Origin of the sequence: Parasaccharibacter sp. TMW 2.1884, from assembly GCF_023337695.1 — a bacterium.
In the GTDB taxonomy this organism is placed as follows: Bacteria; Pseudomonadota; Alphaproteobacteria; order Acetobacterales; family Acetobacteraceae; genus Bombella; species Bombella apis.
In genome coordinates this window covers 145,438-161,800 of record NZ_QORR01000005.1, presented here as the reverse complement: position 1 = coordinate 161,800, position 16,363 = coordinate 145,438, and the positions used below count along the sequence as shown (strand labels likewise).

The window sequence follows — 16,363 nt, the reverse complement described above, 5'->3', positions numbered from 1 at the left end:
GTTTCACATGGAGCAGGCAGGTCTGTCTGCTCCTTTTCCTGTAGGTGGCGGGGCTGCTGGCCTGCCTGAAAGGCATGATCTCATGATGTTGCATATTCCGGGAGTTCTCTCGGCAGAAGAGCTGGCTGACCTGCGGTCCCGTCTGGCCGCGGGAGAATGGGTGGATGGCCGGGGAACAGCCGGGTCACAGTCTGGCAGTGTGAAGAACAATCTTCAGATCGCTCCAGACAGCCCGCTGGGGAAGGAGCTCTCCACGTTTGTCCTGCGCAAGCTGGGCACGAACCCGCTCTATAACAGTGCCGTGCTGCCCCTGCGTCTCGTGCCGCCGCTCTTCAACCGTTATGATGTGGGGATGAATTTCGGGGCGCATGTCGATAACGCCCTGCGGCCCATTCCCGGTACGGGGCACCGCATCCGTACGGACGTGTCCAGCACGCTTTTCATTTCCGATCTTGATGAATATGACGGGGGCGAGCTGGTCCTTCATGGGCCGTCAGAGGAAAAGCGGGTGCGCCTGCCTGCGGGGGACATGATTGTCTATCCCACCACGGCCCTGCATACGGTCACTCCCGTGACACGGGGCAGCCGCTGGGGGTCTTTTTTCTGGGCGCAGTCCGTCATCCGCTCGCAGGAGCACCGGTCCATCCTGTTCGACCTTGACCAGAGCATCATGGCCCTGACCCAGAGCCACGGCCCCAAGGATGCGGAGGTCCTGCGGCTGACCAACGTGTATCACAACCTGCTGCGGACATGGGCCGAGATGTGACCGTCTGGCCCACTTTTCAGAAGTGGGCTGACACGTCCAGATAATAGTAGCCGCCATTGATGCCGAGCTGGGATGTGCTCAGGTAGTATTTGGCGGCTCCCAGATAACGGTTGCCATGGGGCACCTTGCTGGGGAAGGCGGCGAAGATGTTGTTCCCGCCCAGTGTTGTACTCCAGATTTTATTGATGTTGTACGTCACCGAAAGATTGGTCGTCCATTTCGGTCTGTTATGGAACTGGAGGTAATTGGTGGTCGAGGCCGTTGAGGTATTGTTGTTCCGGTAATAGGTCAGGGCGGAGGTTGTCTGCCCGTACCGGATTTCATGCAGGGCAACGGCCCAGCGATGCGCCGGGGATACCCATGTGCCACCAAAGATGATCTTGCTGCGGGGATACGCAGTCGTGATGTAGGCCCGGCTGGGGGCGTTGAGGACTGGCGTGCCGTCGCTGCGGGTCGCCTGATGGCGCAGTCTGGTGCGGTTCAGGTTGATGGCGGCATCCCAGTTGATGCGCCCGGCGTGGCGCAGTTTCGTGGTGTAGGTGATGGTCATGTCCATGCCCTGCGTGCGGGTGTTCGCCACATTGGCAAACCACTGGGTGGACAGATTGTTGTTCGTGATGTTGGCGGGCAGGTCGGTGATGCCGTTGGCTGCCAGAATGTTGGCGGCTTCCACACCATAGAGGTTGTTCCCGGGCAGGATGCGGCCCCGCAGGTCGATCTGGTAGAAATCGGTCGTGATATGCAGCCCTTTGAAGGGTTCGGCAATGATGCCCCCTTCCACATTCGTGCTCTGCTCCGGTTTCAGACGCTGGGCCCCGCTGGCCAGGGCTCCGGGAGAGGTGGCGGCCACCAGCCCACGGGCCACGGTCGGGGAGAGGGTCAGGGCGGAATAATGTTCCTGCGCCAGTGTGGGAGCGTGGAAGCCGTTGCTGAATGTCCCCCGGAAGGCAAGCCTCCTTGACACGTCATAACGGGTGGAAATCTTGCCGGTCTGCGTGTTGCCGACATCGGTGTAATGTTCGTACCGTCCGGCCATGTCCAGCTGCCAGTGCTTTGTCAGATGGGTGGAAATGTCGACATAACCGGAGACCACGTCACGGTTGGAGTTGCCCGCACTGCGGGGGCTTGTTCCGGCGAGGGCCAGGCTGGTGCCGCCGCCATAGGTACTGGCACTGGAGCCTTCAGCAATGGAGTAGGCTTCATAACGGTATCCGGCCCCTCCGGCGAGATTGATGCTGTGGGGCCAGAAGGACAGATTGAGCTTCCTGTTCAGGTTCAGCTCGTTGTTCCACTGCGTGTCATTGAAGCCCTGCACCCTGTTGTAGGTGGTTTGCAGGGCGGAGGCGGGAAGAGCCTTGTTGGCGTCATTCTTCAGGCCGATATTGTCGAAATCCCGCCCGTACGTGCTGGACAGGTCCCAGTGCCAGCCTGCCAGACGGCCTTTCAGCCCTGCCGTGATTTCAAAATCATTTTCTTCCAGCGTCTGGAGGGGGGAATAGCCGTCCGGGTAGATGGCGGCGTAACCGGGTGTGCTGGCAAGGGATGAGGGCAGACGGTAATTCTGGAAGGCCTCCGCATGGCGGTGGGCATAGGTGGCCGTGCTGTAGAGCTGGAGCGTGTTGGTGATGTCATAGCCTGCATTGATGGCTACGGACTCCCGGGTCTGTTCCGGCTGGCTCAGGATCTTGTTGATGGTTGTTCCGGTCCGGCTGTCCGGTCCGGAGCGGAAGCTGTGGTCCTGATGCACGAGGTCGCCACTGACATGGATGAAGCCACGGTCCTCCCCGAAGGAGGCCCCGCCATCAATGAAGATGCCCTGCTGGTAGCCGTCTCCCTTGCTGGTGATGCCGCTGTTGGACCGGATCGTCAGTCCGTGATCCTGCTTCTTGAGGATGATGTTTACTACTCCGGCAATGGCATCCGATCCGTACTGGGCCGAGGCACCATCTCGCAGCACTTCGATGTGATCGATGGCAGAGAGGGGGATCATGTCGATGTCGGTCGGGGTCGTGCCCTGCTGCGGCCCGGAATCGGCATAGATGTTGGCCGTGGTGTGTCGCCTGTGCCCATTGACGAGGATCAGCGTCTCATTGGAGCTCAGTCCCCTCAGGCTGATGGAATCCGTCAGGGCGCCTGTATCAAAGCCGCCTGTGGGGACGGTGAGGGATGGCAGCAGGAGCTGCATGGCATCCCGCAGGGTTGGCTGGCCGGTACTGGTGAGCTGCCGGCTGGAGACGATATCAATGGGTGCAATGGAATCACGGGCCTTTTTCCCGATCTCCCGTGTCCCTGTGACGATGAGCGTTTCCGTTCCGCCGGGCACCTGCTGGACGTGTTTCTGACGCAACGGGGTGGTGGCCTGCCGCCTGGTGATGGGTTTGGGCTTTCCTGTGGCAGATATTTTTTCCTGTGCCGGGGCCATGGTCTGGTCTCTGGTTGCCGCCTTGACCTGGGAGGATAGAGCCGTCATGCAGCCCAGCCCGATGCCAAGCAGGGAGGGGAGGGTAGTCAGGCGACGTGAAGGAGGCAGGGAACGCATCAGAGACCAACTTTCCAGCAGGTGAAGCAGGACCTTGCACACGGGGGATCATCCGGGCAAACTCCTATTCTTCATAGTGAAAAATAGAAACATCTATGCGCCTGTCTGATATAGAACAGTCGTCTTCAAGACCATGGGATAGAGGGTGTGACAGGGCACCTGTTGCATGAAAGGCGCCGTACTGTGCTGTCCTGGACACATAATGAACTATGATGAATCGTTCATTATGGGACAAAAAAAGCTCCTCTGGGGAGCGGAGCAGCGAAGACTGCAGAAACCGGCCTGGCAGCATCCCTGTCAGGCATAGGGAGACAGTGGCGGGGCAGGCCCCGCACAAGGTCTGGTCAAGGGAAAGGGAGTACTACAGGTCCTCATTGGGGGTCATGGTGGAAACCTGCGCCCGCAGGCCACTCTGCGGGACCTGGATGTCGATCTCCAGCTTGGAGCATTTCTGCCCCCGATCCATCTTGATCTGCACATTGTCTTCATCAATGGAGACATGACGTGCCAGAACTTCAAGGATTTCAGCATGGAGAGTCCGGAGGAGGGTTGAGTCCCCACCTTCCTGCGCCTGCCGCTCATGCGCCAGCAGGATCTGCAGCCGGTCCCGTGCTACATTGCTGCTTGCCTCGGGGCGTTTCCGGGAAAAGAAGCTGTCCAGAAAACTCATGATCCCCTCTTTTTGAAGATGCGGTCGAACAGACCACGTTTTTCGGTCGGGATGGTGACGGGGATGTCCTTGCCTTCCAAGCGGGCCACGGCTTCGAAATAGGCCAGGGCAGGGACGCTCTCCGGGGAGGCAAAAGTGACCGGAGCCCCGACGTTGGAGGCCTTGAGGACATCTTCGCTTTCGGGAATGACGCCAAGCAGGGGCAGGGAGAGGATGCCCACGACATCTTCAACACTCAGCATCTCACCACGGGAGGCCCGGCTCGGGTCGTAGCGTGTCAGAAGCAGGTGCTTCTCGACCGTCTCACCTTTCTGTGCCCGGGCTGTCTGGCTGTCGAGCATACCGATGATGCGGTCAGAGTCACGGACGGAGCTGACTTCCGGATTGGTGACGATCACGGCGTGGTCGGCATGATGCATGGCCAGCTGGGCCCCGCGCTCAATGCCGGCTGGGCTGTCACAGAGGATCCAGTCGAAGCGCTCCCGCAGCTCGTTCATCACCCGTTCTATGCCCTCGCTTGTCAGGGCGTCCTTGTCCCGGGTCTGGGAGGCCGGCAGGATGGACAGGGTATCACAGCGCTTGTCACGGATCAGGGCCTGATGGAGTGTGGCTTCCCCCTGGATGACGTTGATCAGGTCGAACACGACCCGCCGTTCGACCCCCATGATGAGGTCCAGGTTGCGGAGCCCGACGTCAAAGTCGACCACAGCCACATTCTGTCCGCTTCGCGCCAAGGCGGCCCCAAGGGCGGCTGTTGTTGTCGTTTTGCCAACGCCCCCTTTGCCGGATGTAACAACAACGATCTTTGCCATGAAATTTTCAGCTTTCCCGCAGTCGGCTCATGAGCCTTATTTGTGGACATTATTGCAGATGATTAAGGTTCAGTAAAAGGGAACCTTGCCTTGTTGCTTCACACTCTACAGTGATGATTAAGCATTGATAAGACATTCTGTGTCACAAGTGGGCAGTTTTCTTTTTTCAAAAAGGAAAAAGTCATATTTTGACAGTCCCTGCCTGAAGGGGAGTCACATTCAGCCGTTCCTGTTCCAGATAGACCTGTGCGGCTTTCCCCACGGAGTCTTCCGGCATTTCTTCGGCCACCATGTAGAAACCGTCAATGGCGAGCAGTTCGGCCTCCATCTTGGCGGTGTAGATGCGGGCCTGGGGATGGCCGTCCACCCCGGCAATGGCCCGCCCGCGCAACGGCCCGTAAACGTGGATGGACCCACCGGCAATGATCTCCGCACCAGAGGAGACGGCCCCCAGCACGATGACGTCCCCATCGGGATTCTGGATGGACTGGCCAGAGCGTACGACCCGGTTGATGATGAGCGGTTCGCTCAGGTTCGCAGTGGCGGGCTCGGCCGCCTGCGGCTCTTCGCCATCGGGCAGGTTCACGGGCCCGCTCGGGCGCCCGCCCTGGAGTTCGATGGGCCACTCCCATGACTGGAGGGCTGCCCAGTGGCGATCTCCCCCCTCAATGCCGATCAGATGGATATGGCGCTGGCGCAGTTCCTGCTGGAAACCGGCCAGTCCTTCCGTATTTTCATCCAGCAGGCTGAGGTCCAGAATGACGGGCTGGCGGTTGAAGAATCCGGCGGCGCGCCTCATATGCTCATCCAGTCCGGCCAGCCAGTCCTTCAGCGGGGCTTCTGGGGAGAGAATGAGTGCCAGGAAAGACCGGCCCCGGGCACGGATGGTCATTCTGCTGGTACCTGGGGCTTGCACTGCGGACGCATCTGACGGATGAAACGACGGAGATGCTGATGGGCTGGACATGAACTGTGGATCACCGTGGTTGTGTCTGGACTGATTGGAATGGTCTCTGTTCCCTGATGCAAAAATGCCGTAGGAAAAACATATGCGTATACTGCATCACTTACCCCTGTCTCCGCAATCGCGTTTTGTGCGGCTCATGCTGGCAGAGAAGAAGCTGCCGTTTGAGCTCGTCGTGGAAAAGACGTGGGAGCAGAACGAACGGTTTCACGAACTGAATCCGGCAGGCGAGGTGCCCGTTCTGGTGGAGGACAGTGGCATGGTCGTGCCTGGCGGGCGTGTGATTGCCGAATATCTGGAGGATGCCTACCCGGAGACCTCTCTTCTGGGGCGCAATCTGGCTGAACGGGTGGAAGTTCGCCGCCTCATGGACTGGTTTGAGCGGCTCTTCCAGCAGGAAGTCATGGTCAACCTTCTGGGGGAAAAGGTGGAGAAGCGTCTTTTCGGGCAGGGGCATCCTGATGGGAAGATTCTTCAGGCAGGGTACAAGAATCTCCGTTTCCATCTGGATTACATTGGCTATCTGGCCGAAACACGGACATGGCTGGGGGGTTCTGTTCTGACAGCGGCAGATTTTACGGCTGCGGCCCATATTTCCGCCCTGGATTTTCTGGGTGATATCGACTGGCGCCGGGCTCCGTGCGTGCGGGACTGGTACGCCCGCATAAAGTCCCGCCCCTGTTTCCGTGATCTTCTGGGTGACCGTGTCAGCGGCGTGAAACCACCTGCCCATTATGCCGATCTTGATTTCTGACGGGTCATGAAGGGCGTGGGGCAGACATGGTGATGTGGGATGTGGCCGTCATGGGGGCGGGGGCAGCTGGCATGATGGCGGCTGCCACGGCAGGGCAGAGGGGCGCGCGGACTGTCCTTCTGGACCATGCCGATCAGCCGGGGCGGAAAATTCTCATTTCTGGTGGTGGGCGGTGCAATTTCACCAACCTGAAGGCGGACTGGACATATTACCGCTCTGAAAATCCCCGTTTCTGCCGCTCCGCTCTGGCCCGGTACCGCCCGCAGGATTTTCTGTCCCTTGTCGAGAAATACCGCATTCGCTGGCATGAGAAGGAAGAGGGACAGCTTTTCTGCGATGAATCGGCCCGGCAGATTGTTTCCATGCTGGAAGATGAATGTCGGGTTGGCGGGGTTACGTTCCAGCTGGGCTGTTCCCTGAGTGATGTGAGCCATGATGGTCACAGTTTCACACTGGAGACATCACAGGGGCCGGTGCGGGCACGGTCCATCATTCTGGCAACGGGGGGGCTGGCCCTGCCCAAGCTGGGCGCCACCGACATTGCCCTGAAGCTGGCCCGGCAGTTCGGCCTGCGGATTGTGCCACCCGCTCCGGCCCTCGTGCCTTTTCGTCTTGAAGCGGCCCAGCCGAATCTTGCTGGTGTGTCCCTTCAGGTCACGGCTTCGCTGGCCGGGCGGAAGAAGCCGGTCTTCACGGGGGGAATGGTCTTCACCCATCGGGGTGTGTCCGGCCCGGCCATCCTTCAGATATCGTCATGGTGGGACAGGCATGAAGCCCTGCGCCTGAATCTGGCTCCGGGGCGTGATGTTCATGAGGATATGCGGGGTATCTGCCAGCAGCGCCCGAAGGCTCATGCGCCCGCCCTGCTGGAGGCCCTGCCCGCCCGGTTGGTGAAGGTGTTGGTTGCTGGAATGCTGGATGACCGCCCGCTGGCGGAACAGCCAGCGAAGGCGGTGCGTGCCCTGGCAGCGCAGGTGAGTGACTGGGTTCTCCACCCGGCGGGTACGGAGGGTTACGCCAAGGCAGAGGTCATGCGGGGCGGTGTGGATACGAGAGACCTGTCCTCCCAGACCATGGAGGCCCGCACGGTACCGGGGCTGTATGTTGTCGGAGAGGCCGTGGATGTGACAGGCTGGTTGGGAGGGTACAATTTCCAGTGGGCCTGGGCCAGTGGCGTGGCGGCCGGACAGGCTGCGGCAGGGCGGTCTGGTGTGTGATGGTGGCCAGAGGAGGGGCGATGCGATGGCGGCGGAAAAGAAGATGAAGAAGATGGAACGGCAGCCATGGCCCAGCGATGCTCCGCTGGAGGGTGAGGGACAGGCCCCGGTAAAGCTTCTTCTTGTCGAGGATGACGACAGTCTTGCGGAAGAGATCGTGGGGGATCTGTGCGGGCGTGGCTATGAGGTTTCACGTGCAGCAACAGGGACCGAGGGGCTGGAGATGGCCCGCCGGGATGATTATGCCCTGCTGGTGATGGACCGCATGCTGCCGGGCATGGACGGGCTGAGCGTGTTGGAGACCCTGAGGGAGCAGGGCATGACCATGCCGGTTCTGGTCCTGTCGGCCCTGTCAGCCGTGGATGACCGCATCAGTGGCCTGAAGGCGGGCGGGGACGATTACCTGACAAAACCATTCGTGATGGAAGAGCTGGCCGCCCGGCTGGAAGCCCTGCTGCGCCGTCCCATCTATGGCCGTACCTCCATGCTGAAGCTGGGGCCGCTGGAGATGGACCTTCTGGAACGGCGGGTGCGACGGGACGGGCGGGAAATCGACCTTCTGCCACGGGAGTTCCGGCTGCTGGAATACATGATCCGCCGCCCCAATACGGTGCTGACCCGGACCATGCTGCTGGAGGATGTCTGGAATTACCGGTTCGTCCCCCGCACCAATCTGGTGGACGTGCATATCGGCAAGCTGCGTCGCAAGGTGGACCGGGATGGCGAGGAGCCGTTGATCCACAGCATCCGTGGTGCCGGGTTCTGCCTGCGTGTCCCGGAGTGACCTGTTTCGTACGGCGGCGTTCCGGCTGACGCTGGGGCTTGTCTGTGTCGTCGTGCTGGGGATGCTGCTGGAGCTGATCCTGCTTTACGGGCAGATCAGTACTTATGAGCAGCTGCGCACCAACGACCTGCTGCGCCGTTCTGCTTCGGTCCTGATGCAGGAGGCCCCGGGTGATCTGGAGGTCCGGCTGAAAGAACGCAGCACGAGCGAGCTGCGCATCTTCCTGAATGCTGCCGCCCTGTTCGACAGGGACCATCACCCCATAGCCGGGGACATGACAACGTGGCCCGCAGGGCTTACGGCCAGTCCTTCTACCCAGAATCTCTCCTTTGTCCTGCCGGATCATTCCGTGACGGTCATGCGCTTTCTTGTGGTGGAAGTGCCGGGGATGCAGCCGGGGAAGACCCGCCTTCTGGTATTGGGGCGCTCCCGCCACATGGTGGATGAGCTGCGGCGTGTGGCCCGGCAATGCGCCCTGTTCTCCATGGTTCCGGTCGTACTGTTTGCTCTCATGGCGGGGATGATCCTCAGCCGCCGTGCGTTGGGGCGCATCACCAAGATGCATCATTCCATCGAGCAGATCGTTAAGGGGCAGCTTCGGGAGCGCCTGCCTGTCGGGCGCGGTCATGATGATCTTGACCGTCTTGCCGGGTCGGTCAACAGAATGCTGGACCGGCTGGAGCAGCTGATGGGTGAAATGCGGGATGTTGGCAACGACATTGCCCATGATCTCCGTACACCATTGGCCCGTGTCCAGGCCCGGCTGGATCGCCTGAACGGTTTTGTACAGGCGTTGACATCGACCCCGGAGGAGGAGCTCCGCTTCGAGCAGGCAATGGCTTTGTGCCAGAGGGATCTCGAGCAGTGTTTTTCTGTCATTACGGCCCTGCTGAGGATCGGGGAGATTGAAAATGGTCAGCGCAGGGCTGGTTTCAGGCGCATGGATATCATGCCTCTCATTGCCGACATGGCTGATCTGTACGAGCCCAATGCAGAAACGCAGGGGCTGACCCTGTCCGTGATACCTCATGAAGGCCCCGTGGAGCTTTGGGGGGATGCCGACCTGCTGAACGAGGTTCTGGCCAATCTTCTGGACAATGCTCTGAAATTCACGGGGGAGGGGGGAGCTGTCACTCTACGGGCAGGGCGGAACGAGCTGGGGGAACCGTGGTTCGAGGTGCGGGATACCGGGGTTGGTATTGCGGTGGAGGAGCGTGATGCCGTGATGGGCCGCTTCTACCGGGCAGACAAGAGCCGCCACGTGCCCGGCAGCGGGCTGGGGCTGAGCCTTGTGGCGGCCATCGTCCGGCTGCATGAGGCCCGTCTCGTGATTGATGAGAACCGTCAGGGGGATGTTGGCAGCGGAACCGTGTTCCGTCTTGTTTTCCCGGTTCCTGAACAGGCCCAGTGCGCAGGGTGAGGTGTGATGGGCCGTGGCAGATAAAAGGCTGGTAACGGAACCGTGTTCTTAAAAATCTTTTCAGATGAAAAGCATTTTTTCTTTGGGTTGCGTCGTTATAATCCCCCGGACGCAGGGTTGGGGCCTTCGGGCACCTGTGGCCCGTCCAGGTGGAGAGACAGATTGCCCAGCAGTATCGAGACAGAGAAGACAGCCTATCGAATGAAAGCGGGGATGGGTGAGGGGGCCTTCATGCTGGGACTGCCCCTGTCCGACATGGGGTCCTGCCCGTCATGAATGCCATTGTCCTGACCGCCCTGCGGCGGCCCTATACGTTTGTGGTCATGTCCATCATGATCCTCATTTTCGGGGTGAGGGCCATCCTGGGCACGCCGACGGACGTGTTCCCCAACATCAGGATTCCGACGGTGGCAGCTGTCTGGTCCTATACAGGGCTGATGCCAGAGGAAGTCTCCGGCCGTATCGTCTATTATTATGAGCGCGCCCTGACGGCGACCGTCAACAATATCGAGCACATTGAGAGCAACTCCTATTACGGGCGTGGGATTGTCAAAATCTTCTTCCAGCCCGGTACGGATACCAGCGTTGCCCAGACGCAGATCACTTCCGTGTCCCAGACGGTCATCAAGCAGCTGCCCACCGGGGCCACGCCGCCGCTCATTCTGGCACTGGATGCATCATCCGTCCCTGTCCTGACCCTGCAGGTCAACAATCCCAACATGTCCGCTTCGGAGGTCTATAACATGGCCTCCAACCTCATACGGCCGGAGCTGGTTTCCGTAGCGGGGACGGCCATCCCCAATCCTTATGGTGGTGTGGCAGCGGACATCATGGTGGATATCGACCCGGTGAAGCTTCTGGCGCACCGTCTCTCTGCCGTGGATGTGGCCAGCGCCCTGAACAGGCAGAATATCGTGCTTCCGGCCGGGGATCAGAAGGTCGGTGCCATGGATTTCATGGTGCGGACCAATTCTGCCCCCATGGATATTGCCGCTTTCAACCGGATGCCCATCAAGCAGGTGGGTAATTCCGTCATCTATCTGCGGGATGTGGCCTGGGTCCACAAGGGTGGGCCGCCGCAGACGAACGCCGTGCTGGTGCGAGGCAAGCAGGCGGTGATGATCGTCATCCTGAAGAGCGGGAACGCTTCCACGCTGGATGTGGTGAGCGGGGTGAAGAAACTTCTGCCGGATATCCAGAAGACGCTTCCCCCCGGCACAAGCATGGATATTCTCACCGATGCATCCAGCTTCGTGAAGGAATCCGTGGTCGATGTGGTGCGGGAAATGATCACCGCTGCCATCCTGACCAGCCTGACGGTTCTGCTCTTTCTGGGGTCGTGGCGTTCGACCGTGATCGTAGCGGTTTCCATTCCGCTGGCCATGCTTTCGGCTCTGATTGGCCTCAGCCTGGCCGGGCAATCCATCAATGTGATGACGCTGGGCGGTCTGGCTCTGGCTGTCGGTATTCTCGTGGATGATGCCACGGTGATGATCGAGAATATTGATGCCCACCTTCATATGGGCAAGGAGCTTGAGCCTGCCATTGTCGATGCTGCCAACCAGATCGTCATCCCGACATTCGTTTCGACCACCTGCATCTGCATTGTCTGGTTCCCGCTCTTTGAGCTGACAGGTGTGGCGGGATGGCTGTTCATGCCGATGGCCGAGGCCATCATTTTTGCGATGATCGCCTCTTTCGTTCTTTCCAGAACGCTCGTCCCGACGATGGCGAACTGGCTTCTGGCCGCACAGGTGGAGCAGCAGCGCCATCCTGACCATGCCAGCCGGAAAAAGGGTTTCTTTGGCAGGTTCCAGGAGAGATTTGAGGCATATTTCGAGCGGTTCCGCCAAAGTTATCATGATGTTCTTCTGGCCGTACTGGCGATACGGGCCCGGTTCATCATTCTTTTCCTCTCCGGTGCGCTGGCGTCTCTTCTTCTGCTTTTCTTTGTCGGGCAGGATTTTTTCTCGGAGATCAAATCCGGGACCATGCAGATGCATTTCCGGGCTCCGGTCGGAACCCGTATTGAGGAAAGTGCCAAACTCAGCGGGTTGATTGAAAAGAAAATCCGTGAGGCCCTGCCGGGTCAGGTGAAGCTGATCGTCAATAACTGCGGCCTGCCGATGAGCCAGATGAACCAGGCTATGGTGCCCTCTCCCACGACAGGAACACAGGACTGTGATGTCACCATTCAGCTGGAGGATGATGAAAGTCCGATCGCCGAATACCGCAAGCGCCTGCGTACGGCCCTCAGCACGGCTTTCCCGGGGATAGGTTTCACCTTCCAGCCGGGCGATCTGACAGCCAAGATTCTCAATTTTGGCCTGCCATCTCCCATTGATGTCCAGATTGTCGGGCGGGATCTCCAGCATAATTATGCCTTCGCCGTCCGTCTGGCCCAGCGTCTGCGCAGAATTCCCGGTGCGGTGGATGTCAGTGTCCAGCAACCCATGACCCAGCCGACCATGCTCATCAATGCCCATCGCAGTTTCGCCATGGGCACCGGCATCACGGAGCGTGATATCGCCTTCAATGTGCTGACAACCCTTTCGGGGAGTTCGCAGGTCGGGCAGACTTATTACCTCAACCCGCAGGGCACTTCACAGCTGATCGACGTGCAGGCCCCGGCCATGTATCTCCAGACCCTCAATGACCTGGAGAAGATGCCGCTCGACAAGGGGGATGGCAACCCGCAGAACGGGACCATGCAGATACTGGGTGGTGTCAGTCATATCGAACAGACAGGGACACCGGCGGAAGTCTCCCACTACAACATCATGCCGGTGTTTGACATCTACGTGGCGGCAGAGGGGATCGACCTCGGGGCTCTGTCCCGTGCTGTGAACCGGGAGGTGGAAAGCGTCCGGCCTGACCTGCCGCATGGGTCCAGCATGGTGGTGCGTGGGCAGGTCGTGACGATGAACAATGCTTATGTCCAGCTGATTGGTGGGCTGCTGCTTTCCATCGTGCTGGTCTATCTGATCATTGTCGTGAACTTTCAGTCGTGGCTGGATCCGTTCGTCATTGTCATGGCTCTGCCTGCCGCTCTGGGCGGGATTGCGTGGAGCCTGTTCCTGACCCATACGACCCTGTCCGTTCCGGCGCTGACAGGGGCCATCATGTGCATGGGGACAGCCACGGCCAATGCCGTGCTGGTTGTGGCTTTTGCCCGGGAGCGGCTGGAGGAACACGGTAATGCCGTTCTTGCCGCCTCGGAAGCCGGATTTGAACGCATCCGGCCCGTGCTGATGACAGCCCTTGCCATGATGATCGGTATGATCCCCATGTCCATCAGCAATTCCTCCAATGCGCCGCTGGGCAAGGCCGTGATCGGCGGGCTGATGATGGCCACGGTGGCTACGCTGCTGTTTGTCCCCTGCGTTTTTGCCCTGATCCATGGTGGTGCCCCGAAGAGTGACCGGGCCACTCCAGAAGGAGAACCTTCATGAATCCGTCCCCCCATCAGACTCCATCTCCGGCTCGTGGCAGGGGGCGCCTGCTGATTCTCATCCTTCTGGCGGTGCTTGCAGGGCTGGTTGTACTGGGGCTTGTGCAGCGTGCCCTGCACAGGAGAGAGCTGGTGCGGGAGACGCAGGACAGTGCCATTGCCCGTGTCGTGCTGATAAAGGCGCAGCCGGGTCCTGCCACCCGGACCGTGGACCTGCCTGCCAATCTGGCAGCCTGGTATGAGGCGCCGATCTATGCGCAGGTCTCTGGTTATGTGAAGATGTGGTATAAGGATTACGGGGCCCATGTGAAGCGGGGCGACCTTCTGGCGGAGGTCAGCACACCGAGCATTGATGCCCAGTACGCGGCGGCCAAGGCGCATTATGAGGTCATCAATGCCCGTTACAAACTGGCGCTGATTACCACGCAGCGCTGGACAGCCCTGCGGGGGACACAGGCCGTCTCCCGGCAGGAGGTGGATGTGCAGGCTGCCAATGCCGCTGCCCAGAAGGCCGAGCTTGACGCTGCCGCCCATGAAGTTGAACGGGTGGAGGCGCTGGAGAATTTCAAACGTATCGTAGCCCCTTTTGATGGGATCGTGACGTCCCGTCTGGTCAATGTCGGGGATTATGTGAACGCGGCCGGGGGCAATCTCAATTCACGGGGGGCGATCGCCGAGCTGTTTTCCGTGGCGGATGTGCATCGGATCCGTGTGTTCGTATCGGTACCGCAGGATTTTGCCAGTGTCATTTCGCCCCGCATCAGTGCGGAGCTCAGCGTGCCACAATATCCGGGGCGTGTGTTCAAGGCCCGTTTTCTGGCCACGGCCAATGCCTTCAATGCCGCAACCCGGACCGTGACGACCGAGCTGGTGCTGGACAATCCTGATGGGCTGCTCTGGCCCAATTCTTATGCCACGGCGCATATCCAGGCTCCTGGCGACCCGAACGTGCTGATTGTACCTACCAGTGCTCTCATCTTCCGTGCCCAGGGGATGCAGGTGGCCAAGGTTGTGAATCATCATGTCCGGCTGGAGACTGTGCAGGTCGGTACGAATTTTGGCATGACGACACAGGTTCTTTCCGGCATGTCCCTGGATGATGAGATTGTGGCCAATCCGACAGCCGACATGCTGGATGGTGATGAGGTCCGGGTTGTGACACCCACCCGTGGATATAATGATGTCAAACCTAAAGACACTGAGAAGCCAGTGCCGAATGTGACATCGAATGATCTGAGGCGTGTCGGTGCGATGCCACCACCGGAGGAAAACAGCCCTGATGATCAGGCAAAGCCGGGCGAAAGAGGGGCAACGGCATCCGATTCTGCGCCTGTCAGACAGGAACAGGGGCAGCACTGATGGCAACAGGGGTGTGGAAGACGGTCTCCCTTCTGGCAGGAGGGCTCTCTTTTTTTCTGACATCATGTGATCTGGCTCCGAACTATCACAGGCCACATTTCATTTACCCGGAGGGGTGGGCAGGCAAAGGCATCATGGGGGATGCCAAGCCGGCCGATGCAGTCGTGCGGGGAGAATGGTGGAAGCTGTTCCACGATCCCCAGCTTGATGAGCTGGAAGAGCGGCTGAACGTCTATAATCCGGACCTTCAGGCAGCGGCGGAGGTTTTCACGCAGGAGCGTGACATCGCCCGTGAGACGGAAAGTCGTCTGTATCCGCAGCTGGCCGGTGGGGCGCAGATGAGCCGGAACAAGCAGTCTGATGGGCGGCTCTTCCTGCGGCGGAGCAACAATACGCCCATTTATGAATCCAACGTCGCCTATAGCGGTGCCGCCACGTGGGAGCCGGATTTCTGGGATGCCATCCGCAACCAGACGCACATGCAGAAAAATCTGGCGCAGGCCGGGGCTGCTGAATATGCACTGACGAGGCTGAGTCTCCAGGCCGAGCTGGCATCAAACTACATGGCACTGCGTGGGATTGATGCCCAGCTGGCTGTTTATGATGATTCCATCCGGTATTTCCGTACGGCCGTGGAGATCACGAGGTTGCGGCAGGGTGGGGCCATTGGTGCGGGGCTGGATGTCTCCCGTGCGGAGAATGAGCTGTACTCCGCACAGGCGGCAAGGAGCTATCTGGAGGCGACCCGGCAGGTGCAGGAACATGCCATTGCTGTCATGGTGAACATGGTGCCTGCCAGTTTCCACATCCAGCCGGTCAAGGATTTCCGGCTGCATTTTGATACCATCCGGGTGAAGGAAGGTATCCCATCCACACTGCTGGAGAGACGGCCCGACGTGGCCATGAGCGAGCGGCAGATGGCTGCCGCTGCACGGGCCATTGGTGTGTCCCGGGCAGCTTTCTATCCCCATATCACCATCAGTGCGACGGGTGGCTTCGAGGATGCCGGGTTTGATCTGGCCAGCATCTCCAAGGCGTTCTGGCGGGTGGCCGTGCAGGCTGTGGAGCCGCTTTTCACGGGGGGGATGCGGCGTGCGGCCCTGCAACGGGCCTGGTCGCAATATCGGGAACGCGTGGACGCCTATCGGGCGACGGTTCTGGCGGCCTTTCAGGATGTTGAGGATGGGCTGAGCCAGACAGCCCTGTACCATCAGGAACGGCTCCAGCAGCATCAGGCAGTGGATGCTGCACTGCGGACACAGGCCATGACGATGGCTCTTTATACGGGGGGGCTGACGAACTATCTGGATGCACTGGTGGCCCAGCAGGATGCGCTGAAGGCCCGCCTGCTGGAGGTGCAGGCGCAGACACGGCAGCTCCAGTCCACGGTCAGGCTCATCCGTGCCCTTGGCGGCGGCTGGTCGGACAGGCTCCTGCCGGACATAAAGAGCATCGATCCGATTGGGCCGTTGCAGTATGAGGGGCTGCACCATGCCCGCCCTGCCGGTGAGGTGCCGGTGGGAACCCCGCAGAAGGGTTCTGAGATCGAACCACCCGTTGCGGAACGTGACCTGACGGGGGCGGCTGCCGTGCCAGCGCACCCCTGATTCCTGCTTGACGGTATGGG

At 60.0% G+C, this 16,363-nt stretch carries 12 protein-coding genes; 8 read left to right on the top strand and 4 right to left on the bottom strand.

The features are described from left to right. The first annotated feature begins 82 nt into the window (after positions 1–82). Positions 83–766, top strand: coding sequence for a Fe2+-dependent dioxygenase (locus DTI93_RS08570; protein WP_043558305.1), 684 nt, complete (start codon positions 83–85; stop codon positions 764–766). A 16-nt stretch (positions 767–782) separates the two neighbouring features. On the opposite strand, the gene DTI93_RS08565 is transcribed toward DTI93_RS08570, so the two are convergent. From DTI93_RS08565 to minC, 4 genes are all read right to left on the bottom strand, one after another. Next, on the bottom strand, positions 783–3,305 hold the full coding sequence (locus DTI93_RS08565) for a TonB-dependent siderophore receptor (RefSeq protein ID WP_249080356.1): 2,523 nt from the start codon (positions 3,303–3,305) through the stop codon (positions 783–785). A gap of 361 nt (positions 3,306–3,666) precedes the next feature. After that, entirely contained in the window at positions 3,667–3,975 is a 309-nt protein-coding gene (gene minE / locus DTI93_RS08560; protein ID WP_043557807.1) for a cell division topological specificity factor MinE, read from the bottom strand. Beyond that, a complete protein-coding gene (minD, locus tag DTI93_RS08555; RefSeq protein WP_081562853.1) occupies positions 3,972–4,787 on the bottom strand; it encodes a septum site-determining protein MinD in 816 nt (271 codons plus the stop codon). Before minD ends, minE begins: the two co-directional genes overlap by 4 nt. Before the next feature lie 181 nt (positions 4,788–4,968). Beyond that, positions 4,969–5,679 (bottom strand): septum site-determining protein MinC, encoded by a 711-nt coding sequence (minC, locus tag DTI93_RS08550; protein WP_103765221.1) that lies wholly within the window; start codon positions 5,677–5,679, stop codon positions 4,969–4,971. Between the two features lie 157 nt (positions 5,680–5,836). On the opposite strand from minC, the gene DTI93_RS08545 reads away from it, so the two are divergent. The 7 genes from DTI93_RS08545 (at position 5,837) to DTI93_RS08515 (ending at position 16,343) form a co-directional block, all read left to right on the top strand. Continuing rightward, positions 5,837–6,505, top strand: coding sequence for a glutathione S-transferase family protein (locus tag DTI93_RS08545; RefSeq protein WP_043557811.1), 669 nt, complete (start codon positions 5,837–5,839; stop codon positions 6,503–6,505). Between the two features lie 32 nt (positions 6,506–6,537). Then, positions 6,538–7,722, top strand: a complete 1,185-nt coding sequence (locus tag DTI93_RS08540; RefSeq protein WP_081562855.1) for an aminoacetone oxidase family FAD-binding enzyme — start codon at positions 6,538–6,540, stop codon at positions 7,720–7,722. A 52-nt stretch (positions 7,723–7,774) separates the two neighbouring features. Further along, positions 7,775–8,506 carry a response regulator transcription factor gene (locus DTI93_RS08535; RefSeq protein ID WP_052348917.1) on the top strand — a complete coding sequence of 244 codons (732 nt, stop codon included), beginning with the start codon at positions 7,775–7,777 and terminating at the stop codon, positions 8,504–8,506. Beyond that, complete coding sequence (locus DTI93_RS08530) at positions 8,493–9,926, top strand: HAMP domain-containing sensor histidine kinase (protein WP_043558309.1); 1,434 nt, start codon at positions 8,493–8,495, stop codon at positions 9,924–9,926. Before DTI93_RS08535 ends, DTI93_RS08530 begins: the two co-directional genes overlap by 14 nt. A gap of 272 nt (positions 9,927–10,198) precedes the next feature. Then, positions 10,199–13,378: an efflux RND transporter permease subunit gene (locus DTI93_RS08525; RefSeq protein WP_086431268.1), complete on the top strand. Its 3,180-nt coding sequence runs from the start codon at positions 10,199–10,201 to the stop codon at positions 13,376–13,378. Next, positions 13,375–14,736: an efflux RND transporter periplasmic adaptor subunit gene (locus DTI93_RS08520; protein WP_052348862.1), complete on the top strand. Its 1,362-nt coding sequence runs from the start codon at positions 13,375–13,377 to the stop codon at positions 14,734–14,736. Before DTI93_RS08525 ends, DTI93_RS08520 begins: the two co-directional genes overlap by 4 nt. Continuing rightward, positions 14,736–16,343: an efflux transporter outer membrane subunit gene (locus DTI93_RS08515; protein WP_043557818.1), complete on the top strand. Its 1,608-nt coding sequence runs from the start codon at positions 14,736–14,738 to the stop codon at positions 16,341–16,343. Before DTI93_RS08520 ends, DTI93_RS08515 begins: the two co-directional genes overlap by 1 nt. Positions 16,344–16,363 lie beyond the last annotated feature (20 nt).

Bases quoted from the DNA above. Each gene is read 5' to 3' on its own strand.
- DTI93_RS08570 (WP_043558305.1), top strand. From the start codon at position 83: ATGATGTTGCATATTCCGGGAGTTCTCTCGGCAGAAGAGCTGGCTGAC.
- DTI93_RS08565 (WP_249080356.1), bottom strand. From the start codon at position 3,305: ATGCGTTCCCTGCCTCCTTCACGTCGCCTGACTACCCTCCCCTCCCTG.
- minE (WP_043557807.1), bottom strand. From the start codon at position 3,975: ATGAGTTTTCTGGACAGCTTCTTTTCCCGGAAACGCCCCGAGGCAAGC.
- minD (WP_081562853.1), bottom strand. From the start codon at position 4,787: ATGGCAAAGATCGTTGTTGTTACATCCGGCAAAGGGGGCGTTGGCAAA.
- minC (WP_103765221.1), bottom strand. From the start codon at position 5,679: ATGACCATCCGTGCCCGGGGCCGGTCTTTCCTGGCACTCATTCTCTCC.
- DTI93_RS08545 (WP_043557811.1), top strand. From the start codon at position 5,837: ATGCGTATACTGCATCACTTACCCCTGTCTCCGCAATCGCGTTTTGTG.
- DTI93_RS08540 (WP_081562855.1), top strand. From the start codon at position 6,538: ATGTGGGATGTGGCCGTCATGGGGGCGGGGGCAGCTGGCATGATGGCG.
- DTI93_RS08535 (WP_052348917.1), top strand. From the start codon at position 7,775: ATGGAACGGCAGCCATGGCCCAGCGATGCTCCGCTGGAGGGTGAGGGA.
- DTI93_RS08525 (WP_086431268.1), top strand. From the start codon at position 10,199: ATGAATGCCATTGTCCTGACCGCCCTGCGGCGGCCCTATACGTTTGTG.
- DTI93_RS08520 (WP_052348862.1), top strand. From the start codon at position 13,375: ATGAATCCGTCCCCCCATCAGACTCCATCTCCGGCTCGTGGCAGGGGG.
- DTI93_RS08515 (WP_043557818.1), top strand. From the start codon at position 14,736: ATGGCAACAGGGGTGTGGAAGACGGTCTCCCTTCTGGCAGGAGGGCTC.